This window comes from Coprococcus sp. TF11-13 (assembly GCF_003481085.1).
GTDB lineage: Bacteria > Bacillota > Clostridia > Lachnospirales > Lachnospiraceae > Coprococcus > Coprococcus aceti.
The window spans coordinates 1046423-1069072 of record NZ_QUKK01000001.1; the positions used below are offsets into that span (position 1 = coordinate 1046423).

15 protein-coding genes, 1 tRNA gene, 1 rRNA gene and 2 pseudogenes are annotated in these 22650 nt (G+C 47.0%); 2 read left to right on the top strand and 17 right to left on the bottom strand.

What is annotated here, in order from left to right:
• The first annotated feature begins 16 nt into the window (after window positions 1-16).
• Entirely contained in the window at window positions 17-1006 is a 990-nt protein-coding gene (locus tag DXD11_RS04595; RefSeq protein ID WP_118757845.1) for an ABC transporter permease, read from the top strand.
• Here DXD11_RS04595 and DXD11_RS04600 read toward each other — a convergent pair.
• The 12 genes and pseudogenes from DXD11_RS04600 to DXD11_RS04650 form a co-directional block, all read right to left on the bottom strand.
• Window positions 957-1577 (bottom strand): YigZ family protein, encoded by a 621-nt coding sequence (locus DXD11_RS04600; RefSeq protein WP_015533102.1) that lies wholly within the window; start codon window positions 1575-1577, stop codon window positions 957-959. The two genes, DXD11_RS04595 and DXD11_RS04600, sit on opposite strands and share 50 nt — an antisense overlap.
• Entirely contained in the window at window positions 1574-2041 is a 468-nt protein-coding gene (gene nrdR / locus DXD11_RS04605; RefSeq protein ID WP_015533101.1) for a transcriptional regulator NrdR, read from the bottom strand. Before nrdR ends, DXD11_RS04600 begins: the two co-directional genes overlap by 4 nt.
• Before the next feature lie 100 nt (window positions 2042-2141).
• On the bottom strand, window positions 2142-2927 hold the full coding sequence (locus tag DXD11_RS04610) for an RnfABCDGE type electron transport complex subunit B (protein ID WP_015533100.1): 786 nt from the start codon (window positions 2925-2927) through the stop codon (window positions 2142-2144).
• Window positions 2928-2940: 13 nt separating this feature from the next.
• Window positions 2941-3513 carry an electron transport complex protein RnfA gene (locus tag DXD11_RS04615; protein WP_015533099.1) on the bottom strand — a complete coding sequence of 191 codons (573 nt, stop codon included), beginning with the start codon at window positions 3511-3513 and terminating at the stop codon, window positions 2941-2943.
• A gap of 650 nt (window positions 3514-4163) precedes the next feature.
• Window positions 4164-4805 (bottom strand): annotated as a pseudogene (gene rsxE / locus DXD11_RS14835) (electron transport complex subunit RsxE); the annotation flags it as partial.
• Window positions 4805-5449, bottom strand: coding sequence for an RnfABCDGE type electron transport complex subunit G (locus DXD11_RS14840; RefSeq protein WP_308936786.1), 645 nt, complete (start codon window positions 5447-5449; stop codon window positions 4805-4807). The pseudogene rsxE and the gene DXD11_RS14840, both read right to left, overlap by 1 nt.
• Window positions 5450-5497: 48 nt before the next feature.
• Window positions 5498-6430, bottom strand: a pseudogene (locus DXD11_RS14845) (RnfABCDGE type electron transport complex subunit D); the annotation flags it as partial.
• Between the two features lie 12 nt (window positions 6431-6442).
• On the bottom strand, window positions 6443-7768 hold the full coding sequence (rsxC, locus tag DXD11_RS04630) for an electron transport complex subunit RsxC (protein ID WP_015533097.1): 1326 nt from the start codon (window positions 7766-7768) through the stop codon (window positions 6443-6445).
• Window positions 7769-7987: 219 nt separating this feature from the next.
• Complete coding sequence (locus tag DXD11_RS04635) at window positions 7988-8545, bottom strand: Gx transporter family protein (RefSeq protein ID WP_118757847.1); 558 nt, start codon at window positions 8543-8545, stop codon at window positions 7988-7990.
• The gene (locus DXD11_RS04640) at window positions 8535-8903 is read right to left on the bottom strand and encodes a NusG domain II-containing protein (protein ID WP_118757848.1); all 369 of its coding nucleotides are present in this window, start codon (window positions 8901-8903) and stop codon (window positions 8535-8537) included. Before DXD11_RS04640 ends, DXD11_RS04635 begins: the two co-directional genes overlap by 11 nt.
• Before the next feature lie 9 nt (window positions 8904-8912).
• On the bottom strand, window positions 8913-9962 hold the full coding sequence (locus DXD11_RS04645; protein WP_118757849.1) for an FAD:protein FMN transferase: 1050 nt from the start codon (window positions 9960-9962) through the stop codon (window positions 8913-8915).
• A gap of 18 nt (window positions 9963-9980) precedes the next feature.
• Window positions 9981-11777: a hypothetical protein gene (locus tag DXD11_RS04650; RefSeq protein ID WP_015533093.1), complete on the bottom strand. Its 1797-nt coding sequence runs from the start codon at window positions 11775-11777 to the stop codon at window positions 9981-9983.
• Between the two features lie 238 nt (window positions 11778-12015).
• On the opposite strand from DXD11_RS04650, the gene DXD11_RS04655 reads away from it, so the two are divergent.
• Window positions 12016-13953 (top strand): ABC-F family ATP-binding cassette domain-containing protein, encoded by a 1938-nt coding sequence (locus tag DXD11_RS04655; protein WP_118757850.1) that lies wholly within the window; start codon window positions 12016-12018, stop codon window positions 13951-13953.
• Between the two features lie 178 nt (window positions 13954-14131).
• On the opposite strand, the gene DXD11_RS04660 is transcribed toward DXD11_RS04655, so the two are convergent.
• The 5 genes from DXD11_RS04660 to DXD11_RS04680 all read right to left on the bottom strand — a co-directional run bounded on the left by DXD11_RS04660 (window position 14132) and on the right by DXD11_RS04680 (window position 22579).
• Entirely contained in the window at window positions 14132-16579 is a 2448-nt protein-coding gene (locus DXD11_RS04660) for a hypothetical protein (protein ID WP_118757851.1), read from the bottom strand.
• A gap of 27 nt (window positions 16580-16606) precedes the next feature.
• Window positions 16607-18169 (bottom strand): ATP-binding protein, encoded by a 1563-nt coding sequence (locus DXD11_RS04665; RefSeq protein WP_118757852.1) that lies wholly within the window; start codon window positions 18167-18169, stop codon window positions 16607-16609.
• Between the two features lie 2 nt (window positions 18170-18171).
• On the bottom strand, window positions 18172-19284 hold the full coding sequence (locus DXD11_RS04670; RefSeq protein ID WP_118757853.1) for a metallophosphoesterase family protein: 1113 nt from the start codon (window positions 19282-19284) through the stop codon (window positions 18172-18174).
• A 221-nt stretch (window positions 19285-19505) separates the two neighbouring features.
• Window positions 19506-19576, bottom strand: a tRNA-Trp gene (locus tag DXD11_RS04675).
• A gap of 122 nt (window positions 19577-19698) precedes the next feature.
• A 23S ribosomal RNA gene (locus DXD11_RS04680) occupies window positions 19699-22579 on the bottom strand.
• Window positions 22580-22650: the final 71 nt, after the last annotated feature.

Genomic DNA, 22650 nt, shown 5'->3' on the forward strand with positions numbered 1-22650 from the left:
TTACGGAGATACATCTATGAACCATATAAGACAGATAAACTTACTTATAAAGAGAATACTGTGCCGTCCCGCCATGATCGCCGTTCTGCTGGTCATCCCCGCTGTGCTGATCGCTGTGAGCTTTCTGCCAGCCAGAAAGCAAAGCACCGAGATCGTGTCCGGCGTGTATATTGAAAGTTCTGACGAACACACGGATGCTTTCCTGTCGTATCTCACATCGACATCCACGGGATTTACCTTCAGGCACTATGAATCCCTGAAAGACATGAAGGATGATGTAGCATCCGGCAGGATCGACTCCGCGTACATGGTTCCTGATGGTTTCAGTGAATCAATGATCCACTCTGACGGGAAACGCCACATAACCGTGTATACAACCGATGGAAGTTCATTCCAGTCTGTGTCCGAAGAATCCGTGTATGCCGCCCTCCTGTATGCATATGCGGCAGACATGTCTGTATGTATGCTCCAGGATCGTTATCTGGCAAATGTCCCATACGACGAGACCCAGATGGCAGAATACATCAGTGATAGATTTAAGGGATATATCGAAAATGAGGACATTTTCACCATCGAGAGCGGACTCACCGGAAAATACACGGCATCGACAGATATTGCGCCAAACAATTTTCCTGTGGAAATATTGGTTTACATAACTTTGTTCGTATGTTCTCTCCTGGGACTTCAGAACTATCTCCGAGATCTGGACTGTGGGGCTTACTCTATCCTCTCCTCCAGAAAAAAAGCCGGATTCTGTGTAAAAAATATAGCAGCGGGAATTATTCCCGCTGCCGTTATCAGCTTTATATCCTTGATCATATATTCCGGCACCAATGGCTGTCTCAATGTCCTGCTGCATATCGCCGCAGTGTCAGTCATCAGCCTTGCTGCTGCACTCATATTCAGAGTGATATTCAGGCGCTATAAGATATTTACTATAGCTCTGCCATTCATCATCATCTGTACTCTTCTCCTGAGTCTTCTATCAATGCTCTCGCAGATGTAGACTCTGTGATCTGCTTTACCAGACATCCATAGCTGTCAGCCGGCACCGCCACATTGAAGCACACATCTGCAGTGTAATCCGTACTGTCTATCAGTGCATCACTGTTGCTGAGAAGATATTGTACCTTACCCGAATCGTTGTAGTTCGTGGTTATCTTCACCAGCTTCATAAGCTGCATCTTATGTATACCCGCATCAGACAGTGCAAGCTTGGCTGCCTCGGTGTATGCTCTCACAAGACCACCTGTTCCGAGCAGTGTTCCACCAAAATACCTTGTGACCACTATACATATATTAACCACCGCATTCCCCGTGATAACCTCCAGGATGGGTTTTCCAGCCGTTCCCTGCGGTTCTCCGTCATCAGAGAATCTTAGCAATGTATTCTCGCTGCCTATGGCAAATGCATAGCAGTTGTGCCGTGCATCATAGTGCTGCTTCCTGATCTTCTCGACAAAGGCATATGCCTCTTCCTCCGAGGACACAGGGACTGCATAGCCGATGAATCGTGATTTCTTCTCGACTATCTCGTCCTGCCCCTCCTGTAATATCGTGTTGTATGTCTCTATCATCGCTTCTCCGAATTGCTGGTGAGCAGCTTGCCCAGCTCATCCATAAATGTATTCACATCCTTGAACTCTCTGTACACTGATGCAAATCTTACATAGGCTACCTGATCAAGATCCTTGATCTTATCCATGACTATCTCACCTATGGTCGTGCTCTCTATCTCTCTCACTTCCATGTTGAAGATGGTGTTCTCTATGTCATCTATGCACTTTGTGACTGCTTCCGCTGAAACCGGACGCTTATGGCATGACTTTATGACACCTGACTCTATCTTGGAACGGTCATAAGTCTCTCTGTTCTTGTCCTTCTTGATGACTATGAGAGGTATGGTCTCCACCTTCTCATATGTGGTAAATCTCTTACCACAGGCGTCACACTGTCTTCTTCTTCTGATCGCACTTCCATCCTCCGCTGGTCTGGAATCGATAACCTTTGTATCATCTGCTGAGCAAAATGGGCATCTCATATAATTTTCTCCTTACGATATTATAGTGCAGACGCATTAGAGGCGCTCCGCGCGGCGTCCGCGTCATCGCAAGAAATCTCCCACCTTCGAAGGGACCTTCTTACGATATTATCTTTACTGGGCACTTGGCCTTACATGCACCACAATTTGTACACTTCTCCGGATCTATGTGAGCAAGGTTTCTGTCTATCGTGATGGCTCCAGCCTCACAGTTCCTTGCACACAGTGTACATCCGATACATCCTGCGCTGCAGGCTGCCTTGACCTGAAGACCCTTGTCATGGGAATTACATCTGACAAGTCTCTCTGCATCATATGGAACCAGCTCTATCAAGTGTCTCGGGCACTCTGTGACACATTTGCCGCATGCCTTACACTTCTCCTTATTAATTACCGCAATTCCATCTATAATGTCAATAGCCCCGAACTCACATACTGCCTTACATGAGCCATAACCTGTACATCCATATGTACATGCCTTAGGACCGCTGTTTGGATTGTTCTGTGCCAGCTTACAGTCCCTTGGTCCAACATACTCGTATACATCCTTCGCCTTCTCGCAGTCTCCTGCACACTTGACAAATGCCACATACCTTGTATTTTCAGCGTTTTCCACGCCCATGACCTCACTGATCTTCGCTGCCACTGCCTCGCCTCCAACAGGACACGCTGATGGCGGCATCTCACCTTTGGCGATGGCCGCTGCCAGTCCGTCACATCCCGGATAACCACATCCACCGCAGTTATTTCCCGGAAGGAGCTCTCTTACTGCTATTTCTTTCTCATCTACTTCTACCTTAAATTTCTCTCCTGCGACACCCAGAAGGATACCTATCACAATACCTACGCCTGCGACGACTGCCACAGCTATCAATATTCCTGTCATATCCGCACCCTCCTTATATCAATCCTGAGAAACCGAAGAACGCAATCGCCATAAGACCTGATGTGATGAGAACTATAGGGGTTCCCTTGAACGCCTCAGGTATAGGGCTGTGCTCAAGTCTCTCTCTGATTCCTGCAAGTATCACTATGGCTATAGTAAATCCGACTGCAGAGCCACATCCGTTGATGGTACTCTCAAGTATACCGTAACCGCTCTGTACATTTGAGAGAGCGATACCAAGCACGGCACAGTTGGTCGTGATCAGTGGAAGATAAACTCCAAGTGATTCATACAATGACTTGACCTTCTTCTTGAGGAACATCTCAACAAACTGTACAAGTGCTGCGATCACAAGGATGAACACTATGGTGTTGAGGTACTCAAGTCCGAATCTTCTCAGTATGCCGTAATACACAACGCTGGTGACAAATGAAGCTATGGTCATGACGAACACAACCGCTGCTCCCATTCCGGTTGCTGTGTTGACACTCTTGGACACTCCAAGGAAAGGACACAGTCCGAGGAACTGGCTGAGGATAACATTATTTACAAGTGCCGCTCCGATGGCTAACAATAAAATATTCATTATCTCTTACCTCCCTTTCCTTTTTTCTTCTTTATATGAGCCATTGTCTCCTTGAGCTTTATGTCGGAATCTGCTGGCTCGTTCTCTGCAGAGTGTTCTGGCTGCTCTGCTTCCATCGGCTGATCCGTTGATGGCTGCTCTGCTGCCACTTTGTCTGCTACTTCCTGTTCTGCTGCTGGCTGCTCTGTTGACTTCTCATTCTGGAGATTGTCCTGACTGTCTGACTGAGTCTCTGTAACAGTCTGCTGCTCCTCATCTGGCATCTTTTCCTGCTGAACTTCCTCAGCATGCTCCTTAAGCATCTTTCCTGTCGCATTCGGAACAAGCTTTATGTCGGCGAGGACTGACTCTCTGGTCGGTGCATATGGGCTGAGTCTTGGCTCATCCTTCTTCGCCTCATCTGGCTTGTCAGCCTCTGGCGCTGTATTCTTTGCTGCATCCTTATCTGCCGCTGCAGGTGTCTCTTCCTGCTTCTTAACCTGTTTTGCATCCGCTGAAGGTTTCGCCGGAGCCTCTGCTGCCTTTACAGGAGCCGGATTCTCTGAAACCAGCTTGCCACAACATGCTGCATTGATACAGCCTGCACATGAGTCCGGTCTGCATGCTGCCGGGATCTCCTCTCCATTTGCCAGTGCCTCGGCTGCCTTCTTTGCATTTCTCTTGTTGATAAATGCTATGATGAATGCAAGCACGAAGAATGCACCAGGTGCAAGTACGAATATTGTTATAGGTGTGTACAGGCTGAGTGCATTGCCTATACCCTTTATAATTCCCGATGAGTTCTGAAGTAAGTTGCCATCTCCAAGTATCTGGAATCCAAATACACAGCCCTTTCCGACAAGCTCTCTGAACATTCCTATAAGTGTAAGGCCAACTGTAAATCCAAGGCCCATTCCAAGTCCATCAAATATAGATGGAAGTACCTTGTTCTTGGAAGCATATGCCTCGGCACGACCAAGGATGATACAGTTTACAACTATAAGTGGTATATACAGTCCAAGGCTGCTGTTGAGTGATGGCAGGTATGCCTGCAGCAGAAACTGTATGATAGTAACAAACGAAGCTATGATAACTATAAATGATGGTATTCTGACCTTATCAGGTATAACCTTTCTGAGTGCTGAGATCATGAAGTTGCTGAGCACCAGGATACATGTGGTCGTAAGTCCCATTCCTGCGCCATTGATGGCTGATGATGTAACCGCAAGTGTCGGACACATTCCAAGCATCTGTACGAAGGTCGGGTTCTCTTTCACAATACCATTATATAAACGCTCTGTACATTTTCCCATTACTTGTCACCTCCGTTCGACGCTGCAGATGAATCAGCAGCACCGCCATTTATGGACTTCACATACTCAAGTCCCGCATTCACCGCATTGGTAACCGCATTTGTTGTGATGGTAGCTCCTGATAGGGCATCTATCTCCTCGTCCACTGTTGCACCTGACTTGGTGTACTGGAACTTATCGACCTTCTTGCCTGCAAACTGTGACTTGAAGCTGTCTGTGTCAGCCTCCATACCAAGTCCTGCAGTCTCTGAGAGTGACAGGAATGAAATTCCATTTGTCGTTCCATCCGCTCTGACTCCCATGGCAAGCTGAAGGTCTCCACTATACGCCTCATGTGATGTGACAGTCACAACATATCCAAGTGCTGAACCATCGCTGCCCTTTGCTTCCACGATCTCATCTATATCTGCGTTATATCCGGCATCTGACAGGATCTTTGCAGCCGCATCGGCATCAAAGTCAGCATAGCTGTCAAACGAATCCGCATCATCGAATACCGCCTTATATGCCTCTTCCTTTGCTTTCTGCTCTGTAACTGCTATAGGATCCTTTGTGATCTTATATACATAAGCCAGTGCAAATCCTGCTATGACTGTGATTATCATGATTGCTATAGTTGCTATAACAATCGACTTTGTATCCATCTTGGACTTTGTTCCGGCTGTGTCACCCTGGGCTGCAAGCTCTGCGCCCTCTCCGAAGCTCTTCGGCTGTGTCCATCTCTCAATGAGTGGCACAAGCAGGTTGGAGAATATGATCGCATATGATACGCCCTCTGCTGATCCTCCGTATATTCTGAAACAGAATGTGAGTATACCAAGTATCACACCGAACAAGGCCTTACCCGCAGGTGTGATAGGTGATGTAACATAGTCAGTTGCCATAAAGAATGCTCCAAGCATCAGACCACCACCGCACAGGTGTGCTGCGAGGAATGTAAGATCAAAACCTCTACCCGATGCAACCGCATATATCATAATGAGCACCGCAAATGTTCCTATATATGTAAATGGAATAACCGGCTTTATAACTCTTCTGATCAGAAGATAAGCCGCACCAACAAGTAAACATACAACTGATGTCTCACCTATGGTTCCCGGTATATTTCCAAGAAACATATTGAGTACATTGACATTTGCCAGATCCCCTGTGTTCTTGAGCACTGCAAGAGGTGTAGCAGTTGTCACACCATCATACGAGAATGATGTCATTCTTCCTGCAAATGATATGAGAAGGAAACATCTTGCGCCCAGCGCTGGATTCATGAAGTTGAATCCCAGTCCTCCAAAGAGCTGTTTAACTATTATAATGGCAAATGCACTTCCGAGTATCGCCATCCACACCGGTACATCCGGTGAGAGGTTCAGTGCAAGAAGAAGTCCTGTTACAACTGCACTGAGATCGCTTATGGTTACTTTTCTGTTCATCATCTTCTGGTACAGCCACTCAAACAGCACGCATGAGACCACGCATGTGAGTATAAGTATCATAGCGTTCAGCTCGAAGTTGATGATTCCAAATACGGTTGCCGGAAGCAAAGCAATGATCACATCCAGCATAATGCTCTGTGTACTTCGTTTATCTCTGACATGTGGAGATGACGAAATCTTAAATGTATTATCCAATATGTACACCTCCTACTTCTTTTTATTCGCAATGATGGATTTTCTTGTTCCCGCAATGGTCTGTGTCAGATGTCTCTTCGCCGGACACACATACGAACAGCATCCACACTCACAACACTCCATTCCGTTGTGAGCCAGGAATCCCTCTGTATCCCCATGCTCAGCCAGTGAAGCAAGCATCGAAGGAACAATACGTCCCGGACACACATCAACACAGCGTCCGCATCTGATACAGTTGCTCGGTTCAAGGTCTGCCACCTCGTCATGTGTCATACACAGCAGTGCCGACACTCCCTTGGTTGCAGGAACATCCAATGAGAAAAGTGCCTTTCCCATCATAGGACCGCCTGAGATCACCTTCTCAGGAACCACACCATCCTTAAATCCACCCGCAGCCTCTATAAGCTCCTGACAGTTTGTTCCTATCCTCACCATAAGATTGCATGGATTCTCTATGGCATCACCTGTTATGGTGACTATCCTTGTGTAGAGTGGTCTTCCCTCTATAACTGCCTCATATATGGACACGATGGTATCAACATTGTGAACTATACATCCAGCATCCGCTGGAAGCATCTTGGAGTTGACATATCTTCCAGTGTTAGCATATATGAGCTGACGCTCGGCACCCTGAGGGTACTTGGTCTTCATCACATGGACTTCGATCTTGTCATTGTCCTTTACCTTATCCCTGAGAAGTTCTATTGCCTCTGGCTTATTATCCTCTATGGCGATGATTCCCTTTGCATGATCAAACAGATTGATACATATCTCAAGTCCCAGTATCAGCTTGTCCGGTTCCTCCATCATCCTTCTGTAATCCGAAGTAAGATATGGCTCACACTCTGCACCATTTACTATTATGTAGTCGATCGCATCCTCGTTCTTCGGGGACAGCTTGACATTTGCAGGGAAACCGGCGCCGCCCATTCCTACTATTCCGGCCTCCTTTATGATCTCCTTCACATCCTCTCTATACAGAGTGGACAGATCTTTTACATTTGCTGCAAAGTCGATCTCCTCAAACAGGCCATCATTCTCTACAACTATTGATTCAACCTTTGATCCACCAGGCACATATCTCGGCTCGATCGCCTTGACCTTTCCCGATATGGATGAATGTATATTCGCTGACACGAAGCCACTGGTCTCCGCAATCTTCTGACCAACCAGGACTCTGTCGCCCTTCTTCACTATAGGTGTGGCCGGTGCCCCTATATGCTGACTCAGCGGGTACACACAGTCACCTTTTGGAAGGTATTCTCTGACAGGCTTTTCCATTGACAATTCTTTGCCTTCATATGGATGAATTCCGCCCAGGAATGTTAACAAACCCATGTTCTACCTCTTTTCCTTATATATTTTTATTAAAAAAATCTCCCTATATAATAACGCTTTAAGCCCTCAAAAACAACCTAAATGGGGATATATTATCATTTTAAAATATGGAAATTCTTCTGCTTATCCGCATAAAAAACGATCACATATAAGATATAGACACTTATGTCTTTTCTGTATCTTACATGTGATCATTTATAAATTCATTCGGATATCATTCTAATATTCTATGGACGGAAGCTTTCTGACAAGCACAGCCCCCGCCAGGCCTATGCACACACCGGCTATAGTTCCCGATATGCACAGCACCGGCATATACAACATGATATTGCCACTCTTCATGAGAAGTGCTGCCATTGCTATTTGCCCTGCGTTGTGGCTCACTCCGCCTAGTATGCTCGTTCCAAGGAGACCAAACAGATCCTTTTTCCTGCAAAGCGTCATGACCAGAAGTGACAACACCGCTCCCGCCATGCTGTATACCATAACCGTCATATTGCCAAACAACAGCGATGACAGCACCACTCTCACCAGTGACACTATCCACGCATCTGATATCCTCAGCCTGTACATGACAACTATGGTGACCATATTTGCAAGTCCCAGCTTGATTCCCGGAACAGATATATTCACCGGGATCATGGATTCAAGATAGGAAAATACCATGGCTATGGCCACGAACATACCTGTGTATGTGATCCTTTTTGTACTCCAGCCATGCATTCTATCCACCGCCGTCTCTGAACTTTTCTGATCATTTTTATCTCTACTGCACATCTATATCTCTTTCCCTGCCACCTTGTATCTCTATGACAAGCTTGTGCGGAAGACAGGCTATAGTCTCTCCTCTCCTGCTCTTCCAGCCCATATTCACGCACACCTTATCCGGGCAGTCCGCATCACCGACACTGATCTTCCCAGATTCAACCACAACAGTGTTGCTGCCCCTGTCCGTGTTGAACTCATAGGTATCGTCGACTGTCATGTCTATGGTCTGCACCAGTTTGTCATCTATATACACATCCGCGGTATTGCCCGTCGGAAGCACAAGCCGCATGACAAGCCAGCATATAATTCCCGCTACTAAAAGGACTACACACAATATCAGATCTTTTTTTCTAAACCATCCCGCCATATCTTCACATCACTCTGCCAATTTATAGTCTTCTGCCGTTATGGTGAATCGGTCCTTCAGGCCTTCACTGACATACACATTCTTATCCTCATCTATGATGACGGCCTCCGCACCATACTCCTGAATGGTCTTCATAGCCTTATCCTTATCCATCAGCATACACAGTGTGGACAAGGCGTCACTGGTCAGTCCGTTATCACACACTACCGTGGCCGCTATAGTGCCATTCCATGCCGGATATCCTGTCCGGGGATCAAGTATGTGGTGGTATCTCCTGCCATCCTGCTCAAAATACTTTTCATAATCTCCCGATGTGGATACAAATGCCGTCTCCCCATCGCCAAAGCCTATGACACCCATGGTCGTTCCCTCTCCAGCTCTCGGATCCTTGACACCGACCTTCCAGGCTGTACCATCAGGCTTGCTTCCGTACACGACTATACTTCCGCCCAGAGCCACACATGCACCGGCCGCATCAGTACCCTTGAGATACTCTGCTGCCATGTCGCAGCCATATCCCTTGCCGACTGCTCCCAGATCAAGCATCATACCAGGCTCTGATATCCTTAACGTATCGCCATCCACACTTACCTTTGACACATCCACCAGCCTCAGTGCACTGTCTATATCCGCCTGTGATGGAATCTCTGTCCTGCCATCTTCTATCCCCCACACATCCGCCAAAGGCCGTATGGTGATATCCAACAGATCGTCATGAGCCCTCGATATGTCAAGCGTCTGCTTCAGCACACCCGCAAACTCACTGCTCACCGTGATATCCTCATCAGGCTTATATGTGGTGTTCACCCTGTATATCTCAGAGTCCGCTGAGCGCCATGACAGCACATCCTTGTCCAGGCTGTCTATGAGCTTCAGCATCCCGTCTATATTCTCACTGCCATGGCTTCCATACACTGTAAATGACGCAGCCGTTCCCATGGTGATCGTGTTCCTTGTATATTCACTTTCACCTGACCGTCTCACGCCTGATATGATGACCATAGCAATCACAGCCACCATGACAACCACTACGGCTGCTATCCTGTACCATTTCTTCATGGTCTGCCTACCTCTGTGTTATTTCAGATATTCATCGTGAACCTGTTCTCTCAGCGAATATCTGAAGGATTTCTCGTACTCCACATTCTCATTGATGCTGTGGTTTACCTCCTCGAAGAAGCTCTGGTTGATGATATCCATGGAGTAGAATATCGGGTAGTTACTGTTCTTCTCCCACATCATAACTCCACCATCCACGGATTCCTTACCGTACTCCTCCTCGTAGCGCTTCTTGCAGTCTCCACTGCACAGATATACATGACACAAACCGTTGAGGGTCTTCTTCAGCATATCCGTTCTGAGTATATATCCATCACAGTCTATCGCCCAGTCCGGTATCTCATCCGGCTTCACTATGACTATGATAGGCATATATCTGTCAGGGCTCTCAACAATCGCATTCAGCTTGTCATAGCTGATCTCCTCAGGGCTTGATCCCTCCTCCATGACTATCCCGGCGTCTACAAAGCCAACCTGATTGAACATATCCTTCATGAACTTTGGCCTGCTGTATCTTCTCTCCTTGACGTTGATGGTCTCACATATGTTCTCCACATTCACATCATATATATCCCCGGCACTCACCATATCCACTGTCACATGCCATATAACACCAGCCTCTGAATTGCTTATGTGCTGGAAATCCATATGAAACTCACCGGCCTCATATGTTATATATACCTTATATCCTATGGTGGAATAATCCACACTCGTGAGTTCCTCGGGCATCTGTGGGAACACCATACTGATGTGCTCTCTGACCCATTTGTATATGATCTCACACGCCTTGTCATAACCCGCCGCAGGTATTCCTACCCTGTGGCTGTACACAACATTCGGAACCATAGGCTTTATCTCAGTCTTCACCTCTGGTCTGACCGCTGGAACGAACTGCTCCTTGTCAAGCAGCCTTGATATATACTCGTTGTGGACTATCTCCTTGTTGATCAGATAAATAACTCTGTCAGGAGTCAGCTCCTTGTGATACTTCTTGTTGAGCAGTATCTCAACCAGTTCGCGCTTGCTCACAGTGTGGAACTGCGCCACGATATCCGGATTGTTGTCCAGATATTCCCTGAGCTCAGGCTTAAGCGGATCCTGCGTGATCCTGAGCCTGTATTTGCTTCTTATGGCATTCTCCCAGTTCTTCTCCTTGTACTGTGAGTCGTGAATACTGTTGAAAATCTGCATGATAGACCAGTCGCACAGCTCCAGATTGGCTATGATACTGTTCATAACTCTGGACAGATCCTCATGTCCAGTCCACAGATCGGTCTCCTTGGAATCAGAACCCAGCTTATACTTATATCTCATCTCATGCTCTATCTCATGCCAACCCTCGAAGAGCACCGTCCTGAGCTGTACCTCAAATGTCTGGTCAAATGGCTTGTTCCACACACTTGCAGGTATGTTTCGCAGATATTTGCTCGGTATCCTGAACACACCGTTACATTTCTGTGCCTCAAATTTGTTCTCCTCATTCTTCGTCTTGGACCAATTGTCCAGAAGAAACGTCTCCTCAAGTATCTTCTCACATATATCCATGTCCTCCAGATAGAACAGGTTGATTCGTATACCTATGATATCCTGAATCTTTCTTCCACCTTCCTGCATGGAGTATTTACCAGTCTCCAGCTTGTGCAGAAGTGACGATTCTGACTTGATTCTCGATGTACTGTTAAAATATATTCCCGCATTGTTCAGCTTCGTGACAAGAGTGTTGAGCAGACTCATCTTCACATTGTTGATCTCCTCTATCTCCTGTTCCTGAAGAAGCTTCTCGTCACTATTATAGTCATAGATGCTATAATCCATTCCATCATTCCTTTTCTGTAATTATATATCAATCCGCCCTGCGGCGTCTTTCCTATATCCACGCATATCTTTATCTAGTATATCACAATAATTGTGTATTTTGCTTAAAATAATATGAACATTTTATTAAAAACAGTGCAATTCCACCCTTATAGTATAAAATCCACTCCATTTTCTTGCGAAAGTAAAGTCTTGTATATATAATTAAAAGGCTAGAACACAAATGAGAGGTTAAATTATGATTTTAGACTGTCAGAACATCTGCAAAGCATTTGGCACAGATGTTATATTGGACAATATTTCTTTTCATCTTGAGGAAAAGGAGAAAATGGCTATAGTCGGCATAAACGGCGCCGGCAAGACCACTCTTCTCAAGATAATAATGGGTGAGGAAAGTGCTGACTCCGGTCAGGTCATAGTGTCAAAGGACAGGACCATCGGCTATCTGTCCCAGTATCAGGAGAGCAATTACAACACTACTGTCCGCGGTGTCATGATGGATGCACTAAAGCCTATCCTTGAGCTTCAGGACAGGATGCGCGAACTGGAACACACCATGGCTGAACAGACCGGTGAGGAGCTCGAGAGATCTCTGGAGCTCTACAACCGCTACACCCACGAATTCGAATATAAGAACGGCTATAGCTGTGAGAGCGAGGCAAATGGAGTTCTCAAAGGACTAGGTTTCTCCAAGGAGGATTATGACCGCCACACGGACTCTCTGTCCGGTGGCCAGAGGACAAGACTTGCACTCGGCAGACTCCTCATGGTGAAGCCGGATATCATCATCCTCGATGAGCCGACAAACCATCTGGACATGGAATCCATCTCATGGCTTGAGGGCTTCCTGTCATCCTACCAGGGAAGCGTCATCATCGTCTCCCACGACCGTTATTTCCTCGACAAGATCGTGACCAAGATAGTCGAGCTCGACAATGGCCACAGCCAGGTATACAATGGCAACTACACCTACTTCGCACAAAAGCGTGCAGAGATCCGTGAGAACATGATGAAGGCATATCTCAACCAGCAACAGGAGATCAAGCATCAGGAGGAGGTCATCACGAAGCTCAAGCAGTTCAACCGTGAGAAGTCCATCAAACGTGCAGAGAGCCGTGAGAAGATGCTCTCACGTATAGAACGTCTCGACAAGCCAACCGAGGTTGCATCCGAGATGAGGATCACTCTTGAGCCAAATGTCTTAAGCGGCGAGGATGTTCTTACGATCGAAGGACTCTCCAAATCATTTGGCGACAATAATCTGTTCTCAGGAATAGATATGGATATCAAACGTGGCGAACACGTCGCCCTGATAGGTGGAAATGGAACCGGAAAGACAACCATACTGAAGATGATCAACAGGCTTGTATCCAAAGATGCCGGAGCTATCATACTTGGATCACGCGTCAAGATTGGTTACTACGATCAGGAACATCAGGTACTCACGATGTCCAACACCATATTCGATGAGATAAGCGACGCCTACCCTGATCTGTCCAACACCAGAATCCGTAATGTCCTTGCGGCATTCCTCTTCACAGGTGAGGACGTGTTCAAGAGGATACAGGATCTGTCAGGTGGCGAGCGTGGACGTGTGTCCCTTGCCAAACTGATGCTCTCTTCCGCCAACTTTCTTATTCTGGATGAGCCGACGAACCACCTGGATATCACATCAAAAGAGATACTGGAGAATGCCATAAGGAACTACACCGGCACTGTCCTGTATGTATCTCACGACAGATACTTCATCAACCAGACGGCCACAAGGATCATCGAGTTAAGGGACAAACAGCTCACAAGCTATATAGGCAATTACGATTACTACGAGACCCACCGAACGTATTCCACAGATTCAGGAAGTCCATTCACTCCAATAAGCGGAGTCTCTGACGCACCGGCCCAGACCTCTCCCGCTGTCTCACAGGCCAAGCTCTCATGGCAGGAAAGCAAAGCTGAAGCGGCAAGGCAGCGCAAGAAGGCAAATGACCTGAAGAAGCTTGAGGCATCCATCGAGGAACTTGAGAACAGGATTGCAGAGATCGATGAACAGTTTCTTCTTCCTGAGAACGCCACAAATGTCGGTCTGCTGAACGACCTCACAAAGCAGAGGAACGAAGCCGACACAGAACTCAACGAGCTCTACACAAAATGGGAGGAACTGTCCGAGGAGGACTGATGGCGGGATCGCTCATGTCAAACCTGCAGGCTTAACTATATCAACAAATACAAAAAACACCATATACGACTACAGCAAAGAGGATCCATATAAGGTATCCACTCACCGTATTCATATATGGTGTTTTCTTTGTTATCATGCACAGTTCCCTGTACATTTATGTCAATCTCTCTACATTCTAATGTCTCACATGAATTATCTTCATGGCATACTGTCCCGACAGATCATATGCAGAATTGCTTATATAGACCTGATCGCTGCTGCCCATTCCACCCTGAATGATCCAGTATTCAGGCATATTTCCGCTGTTAGAACCCCAGTCATGCACATATGCCTCACATGCCGAAGCCGGAACTCCAAGCTTTCTCAGATACTGCTTAAGTGCAGTCGCTGAAGAGAACTTTCCAAAATAGATTCCGACATGGGTCGGCTCTCCATTCGTATAGTAGACAACTATATCACCAGGCAGGAGCGCATCGTATGAGAAGTCCTCCCTGTCCGCTGTGAGCTCGTAATCCGTCTCCTCACCCCAGCTTCCATTCTGCGCCAGAATCGCCTTGGCGATGACCTTGCGGAGTGCCCAGTCTGAGCATATATTTGATGAACTGATCACGAATCCGCCATTTGCAAAGTCAGTGTACTTGACTGACATATCACTTCCCGGAGTGCTGCTGCCTGCGTATCTAAGCGCATTTGCCACAAATACATTGCAGTAGATTCCTGTCTTGCCCAGATATTCATTGACAACCCTCTTCATCCATTCATCAAAATCCCAGCTTATCGAATCTGTCTTGAAGCATCTTCCCCAACTGTCAAATTCATACTCCACATCACCCACTACTATCTTCGTGAGTTTACTGCAGCGTCCATTTGCATCGCTGAAATAATACACCTTCTTGTTGTTGATCTTGGCGTTCTTAAGACCCTCAGACTTGTCGTTGAGCAGCTTGCCACTTCTGTACTCGGAATATCCTGTACTCTCGTCATAATACACATATTCAGTTACAGTTCCCTCATCGCCTACATAAGCCGCACTGTAATCACTAATCGTCTGCCAGCCCTTTGTTCTGACAGCCTTACCTGTTTTACCAAAGTAACTGCAGTTGCCCTGCAGTCTCACCACAGAATTTTTCTTTACTATCCATCTGTTATTCGAGAATACTCTGTACGTGTCTGCATATCCCGATACAGTATGTGTCGATCTGTAATATATCGCATCAGATATTCCCGTGCTGTCCGTGTGGAGCACAACATGTCCAAATGAAGGTATCCACGCATTCACCGCAGCCGTCCAGCCGCCCTCGCTCGCCACCTTCTGACATCTGTATCTTATGCCGTCCACCTGTACAAAATAGGTTGCCTCTCCGTTTCTTATGTAATACTTCTTATCCCTTGAGATCTCATACCACTTCGTGACGTTGCTCTTCGCACCGTTCACAAAGTAATAATATCTTCTGTTTACCTCGTATACACCGGTTGCCGTACTGGTCCATTTCCCCGACGAATACTGGTACAGTCTTCCCGACTGCATCCGCCTTACTGCCTTGCCGTCCACCGCAAAATAATACACGCAGTTTCCTGATGTGATCCAGGTCGATCTCACCGCAGCGCCGTCACTTCCAAAGTAATAATAGTCTTCTCCAAACTGCTTCACCACGTTCTTGACCGGAATACCCGCTTCGTAGTAGTACACTCTGGAATTTTCTGTTCTGAGTCCCTTGTACGCATTTCCATTCTTGTCAAACAGGACTTTTATATTATTTACCATGACCGCCTTATTCTTGACGGTGATCCTGACTGTTCCATTATAGCTGTAGAAATAATTGCCGTGATAAGCGCTCACAACATGCCCATCAAAAAGCTGGATATACTTCACATCATTTCCAGACATGCTTCCGGATATATCCGCGTCAACAAGCTCCCCTGCCGGTGAACTGCTGCCATATTTGTACCAGCCATCCCCCACAACAGCCTTGCCACTCACAAAGTAATCACAGTACCCGGATCTTGTGAACAGTCCTGTCGCCGGATTGCCCTCGGTATAATACACTCCATTGTAATATCCTGTCAGAGCTACAGAATAGTCCCTGGCAAATGTAAACTTTTTGAGCTCTATGGTATTGCCGCTCTTAACACTCATGTTGACATATCTGCTTGAAGAATTATAATTCGCTGACTTCAGCATCTCAAAGCTGGTGTCTGTGTAGCTTCCGTTATACTGCACATTTGCATCGCTGTCATCCGCTGCGACAAGATAAAACTTGGAGTTATATCTTATCAGTGCATATGTGATAAGCGTATCACTGTCCTCACCTGAACCAATGAAGTAACTCTCGCCCTCCGCAAAGCTGAGTCTGAACATGCCATCGGTGGAGTTCGTAAACACATACGTACTGCTGTTCATCTTAAGTGCTGTTTTCTCCACCACGCTGGTAGGCGTCGCCACCCCCGGAGCCTCCGTATCCGCATATACAGATGCAGCCACATCCCCTGCAGTCTCCGCTTTGGCCGTCATGTTCCCCACACACGCCATCTCCGTCAGCAGAACAAATGCCACAGCGATGAGCAGAGCAAGAAATCTTACGTTATTCGACTTATACAATCCCTTCCTTATTGTCCTCAACATACTTCCTCCTGAGTATTTATTATGTATCTATAGTACACGATTTTGGCTGCATGTGAAATACAATATCTGATATTTTTCCGATATCTTCTCCACAAATTTCTTCGCCCCCGCCATATTTCTGTCATCAAGATTGACAAATGGATCATCCATTATGAGCATCGGCTTTTCATCCTGATACATGCTGTCCACTATTGCAACTCTTACACACACTCCGAGGATATCCGCCAGTCCCGAGCTCAAGGTCTGAGAATCCCTGTACATTCCCTGCTCTCTGTACCTGATTGTCATATCCGGGGCCGCCTGTACATTTCCTGCATGCTCTCCTGTAACGCACTCATAATACCTGTCAAATGCCTCCATGACTGGCACCGAATGTCCCACTGCAAATGTATCCCTGGCCTCCCCCAGCAGCTCGTACGCCTTTACGTTGAGCTCGTATCTGTGCAGATCGTCTTCCAAAGCCTTTTTCTTATCCGCCAACGATGCCTTCACAGCAGATATCTCCTGTCTTCGAAGCTTGAGCTCCGCCAGTTCCCTGGCATACTCGCCAAGTCTCATGTTTTCTGCCATATAGACCGACATCTCCTCATCCATATCGGATTCGTCATCGGCTGTATATATATCATCTGATCCGTCCGATCTGGTTTCATCAGCGTCATTCCCCGGCTCTTCCACCTTATTCTTCCTGTGCCTGATCTTTTCATTTATCCCGCGTATAATGTAGTAGATTCCGAGTACCCAAAACATACCTGCACATACAACAAATATAATCATAGCCATATCGTCAGGTTCTTCTATTCCAAGCATAAATTTCCACATTCCCAGAGATAGAAGTGCTGCGATCAACGCACAAAATCCTGTCATGATATATTTACTGTCACGCTGTCGTCCCATCCGGTTCTGATTCTGCATTTCTATCTCACGGATATTTTTATTCAGCTCATTTATACTTCTGTCTATTCCATCAAGCTCCCTGACCTGCTCACGCATCCCATCAAGCTCATATTTTCTCCTGTACAGTTCCCCCGTCCGCTTGGTTGGCGACTGCCTGTTTATAACATTCTTCAGTATCTGTCTGGCATTCTCATAATTGCTTATATCATCCGTGCTGTCAGCGATATTACCAAGCTTAGCACTTATCCCATCCGTCGCCCAGGTCCGGCAGTCATCCTGCCCTATGTACATACTTCTCACAAATGACGCAGAATCCACATGAAACAGCTCCTCCCCAAGCTTATCCGTGAACATTCCTGTTACAGCATGAGTCGCCTCGTCGTATATCACGCATTTGTCATCGCTCTTCTTCGCGCCAAATGTCCTCTGAACCCTGTAGTTTCTGCCCCTGCTCTCAAATACCAGTTCTCCGCCATAGGCAGCCCCCGACCACGGGCGATATCTTTTTCTTTCATTCTCAATGTCATTTCTCTTCGTCTCACCGTCGAAGCCATACAGCATGACCCGGATAAAAGCAGCAAGAGTCGACTTACCCCAGCCATTATCCTGGACAAATGTATTTATCCCATCCTCGAACTGGACTTCCATGTTATTCAATTTGCCAAATCCATCTATATAACAAGATATCAATCTCATACTTAAAATATCTCCTCGCCCGCAAGAGCCCTGAGTCCTGTCTGGATCACATATGCCTTGTCATTTTCACTCATATCCTGCCCCATGACCTTCCTCACGAATTCGCCCTTGAGGGACGCATCATTCATATACCTCGTGTAATCCACCTGAAAATCCGTGTGATCCAAGATCTCCATATAGTAGAACGAATCCTGAAACTGCTTAGTCAGATAATCCGTGTTTATCTCGCTCTCAACATTTACCACGCCTGTGAGGGATACCCTCACCATGTCCCTGGACTCATCTTCCATTGTCCCCGGCAGTTCCTGATACAGTCTGTCTGCGATCATGTCCGCCGCATCAGAGCTTGACTCTGCCCCTGTCACGTCCACTTCCACATCGAACAGCCTTCTATAGGCAAATGACACAAATTCGGTCTCAACCGTATGCCTCCTCTCATCCACATCAAGCACCATAAAGCCGTGCTCACCACACTCGTCAAAGCCCCTGCCCTCCAGACATCCCGGATAGCAGTAGAATCCCCTGTGATCAAGGCTTTCCAGCTTTCTTCCGTGCACATGTCCCAGTGCCAGATAATCTATGCCTCTTCCCCTGAGTTTCTTCAGGCATACATCATTCATGTTGCGAGCCCTGCCATATTCCTGCTCCTGTCCGTGGAGTGTGACAATATTTATATCGTTCTCATACAGTTCGAGTTCATCATATATGCTGTTGCAGTTTTCGTCATTCAGCACAGTGCCCGCGATCACTATACGTGATCCCTTAAGCTGATACTGCGTCCACTCATCTCCGAATAAATACAGATTCTCTGGGAGTCTCCGCCCCGCAAATAAGCTTTCATCCGGGTCATGATTTCCCCTCAGATAGAACACATCTATGTCAGCATACTTCGCTATCTCCCCCAGAACAACATTTATCGTCGTGGCAGACACTGTCTCTGAATCAAAGAGATCCCCCGCTATTATTACCGCCTGCACGTCATTCTCTGCAGCATACCCGAATATTTTCCTGAATGTGTTAAGTATCTCATTTCTTCTGCCTCTGGCTCTTTCTCTTCCAAGATGTGCACTCATGGCTGAATCAAGATGGATATCCGCACAGTGTATTATTCTCATAGTTCCTCAACCTCAGTCATCTCTATTCTTTTTCTATATTAACATAATACGTAAAAATTTGCTCATCTCTCTGTATTCAACAGTAGAAAACTGTCTCTTAAGTTCATACATGAAGTATATTGCTCCTTGATTTTCGTTCCGTAATTATTACGGATTTTGTTTTTTCACAAACAAAAAACGCCAGAAGCCTTGGTTTTACAAGGTTTCTGGCGCCTGTCTAGCAGGGGATGAGAGAATCGAACTCCCACCAAAAGTTTTGGAGACTCCTATCATACCATTTGACCAATCCCCTATATACAGAAAAAATTTAACACCTGCTGCAGCGTTAAATTTTCCCGGTACTTTTTTATTCTGTACCTTCAGAATTTCACACAGAAAGAGGTATCTTCTAAAGCTTATCTCTTAGAAACCTCTAAGGATAAGTCCTCGACCTATTAGTACTTCTCAGCTGAGTGCGTTACCGCACTTACACACAAAGCCTATCAACCTTGTAGTCTTCAAGGGGTCTTACTCCGAAGATGGGATATCTTATCTTGAGGGGGGCTTCACGCTTAGATGCCTTCAGCGTTTATCCCTGCCAAACTTGGCTACTCTGCCATGCCTTTGGTAAAACAACAGATACACCAGAGGTTTGTCCATCCCGGTCCTCTCGTACTAAGGACAGCTCCTCTCAAATATCCTACGCCCACGCCGGATAGGGACCGAACTGTCTCACGACGTTCTGAACCCAGCTCGCGTACCGCTTTAATGGGCGAACAGCCCAACCCTTGGAACCTGCTACAGCTCCAGGATGCGATGAGCCGACATCGAGGTGCCAAACCACTCCGTCGATGTGAACTCTTGGGAGTGATAAGCCTGTTATCCCCAGGGTAGCTTTTATCCGTTGAGCGATGGCAATCCCACTTTATACCACCGGATCACTAAGTCCTACTTTCGTATCTGCTCCACCCGTCGGTGTCGCAGTCAAGCTCCCTTCTGCCTTTGCACTCTTCGAACGGTTTCCAACCGTTCTGAGGGAACCTTTGAGCGCCTCCGATACTCTTTCGGAGGCGACCGCCCCAGTCAAACTCCCCGTCAGACATTGTCCCCCAGCCGGGTTACGGCTGCAGGTTAGAAACCCAGTACTGTAAGGGTGGTATCCCAAGGTTGGCTCCATGGCAACTGGCGTCACCATTTCCTAGCCTCCCACCTATCCTGTACAGACAGTACCGAATCCCAGTATCAAACTGGAGTAAAGCTCCATGGGGTCTTTCCGTCCTGGCGCAGGTAACCAGCATCTTCACTGGTATTTCAATTTCACCGGGTGTGTTGTTGAGACAGTGCCCAAATCATTACGCCTTTCGTGCGGGTCGGAACTTACCCGACAAGGAATTTCGCTACCTTAGGACCGTTATAGTTACGGCCGCCGTTTACTGGGGCTTAAATTCAAAGCTTCGATTGCTCTAACCTCTCCTCTTAACCTTCCAGCACCGGGCAGGCGTCAGCCCATATACCTCACCTTTCGGTTTTGCATAGACCTGTGTTTTTGCTAAACAGTTGCTTGGGCCATTTCTCTGCGGCCACATCTCTGTGGCACTCCTTCTCCCGAAGTTACGGAGTCATTTTGCCGAGTTCCTTAACAACACTTCTCCCGCCGGCCTTAGGATTCTCTCCTCATCCACCTGTGTCGGTTTACGGTACGGGTACTTATGAAACAATAGCGGCTTTTCTTGGCAGCTGGCTCACACGCTTCTCTACTAATGTTCGATCCACATAACGCTTTACATTTTTCATGCGGTTTTGCCTGCATGACTGCTATACGCTTGTACCGGCTTTTCCATTTCCGGCTCGTGCTCTCCTTCTGCGTCCCCACAGTTCTGTTCATAAGCAGTACAGGAATTTCAACCTGTTATCCATCGACTACGGCTCTCGCCCTCGCCTTAGGCCCCGACTTACCCAGGGAAGATCAGCTTTACCCTGGAAACCTTAGATATTCGGCCTTTAAGATTCTCACTTAAATCTCGCTACTCATTCCGGCATTCTCTCTTCTTAACTCTCCACTGCTCCTTACAGTACAGCTTCGTCGACTTAAGAATGCTCCTCTACCATCCTTTCGGATCCACAGCTTCGGTGTCGTGTTTTAGCCCCGGACATTTTCGGCGCAGGACCTCTCGACTAGTGAGCTATTACGCACTCTTTGAATGTATGGCTGCTTCTGAGCCAACATCCTAGTTGTCTTCGAAATCCCACATCCTTTACCACTTAACACGCACTTTGGGACCTTAGCTGGTGGTCTGGGCTCTTTCCCTTTTGACTACCCAACTTATCTCGTGCAGTCTGACTCCCGTACATCATCTACGCGGCATTCGGAGTTTGATAATCTTCGGTAAGCTTTGACGCCCCCTAGGATATTCAGTGCTCTACCTCCGCAAGACTAATACGAGGCTAGCCCTAAAGCTATTTCGAGGAGAACCAGCTATCTCCGGGTTCGATTGGAATTTCTCCCCTACCCACACCTCATCGCCACCCTTTTCAACGGATGTGCGTTCGGTCCTCCATCGCCTTTTACGGCGACTTCAACCTGGACATGGGTAGATCACCCGGTTTCGGGTCTTCTTGTACTGACTTATACGTGCTATTAACACTTGCTTTCACTTCGGCTCCGCACCTTAAGTGCTTAACCTTGCCGGTACAAGAAACTCGCCGGACCGTTCTACAAAAAGTACGCGGTCCTACCTTAACGTAGTTCCACAGCTTGTAAACACAGGGTTTCAGGTTCTCTTTCACTCCCCTCCCGGGGTCCTTTTCACCTTTCCTTCACAGTACTATGCGCTATCGGTCACTGAGTAGTATTTAGCCTTGGAGGGTGGTCCCTCCGCCTTCCCACAAGGTTTCTCGTGTCTCGTGGTACTCCGGATTCTGCTAGGCGTGTTTTCAATTTCGCATACGAGGCTTTCACTCTCTTTGGCGGGACTTCCCAGACCCTTCTGCTATCGTTAACACTGCCATGTTGCAGTCCATACCCCGGAGTGCACGCACTCCGGTTTGGGCTCTTCCGCTTTCGCTCGCCGCTACTAACAGAATCGATGTTTCTTTCTCTTCCTCTCCCTACTTAGATGTTTCAGTTCAGGAGGTTCCCGACCTATACCTATGTATTCAGTATAGGACGACTGAGGTTTGCTCAGCCAGGTTTCCCCATTCAGAAATCTGCGGTTCATTGAATATTTGCTTCTTGCCGCAGCTTATCGCAGCTTATCACGTCTTTCATCGGCTCTCAGTGCCAAGGCATCCACCCTGCGCTCTTTCTAACTTAACCTTACAACACACGTAGCTTGATGTGTTGTGGTCTCTTTCTAAAAAAGCTTTAAGATATTTGTCTACTTTATC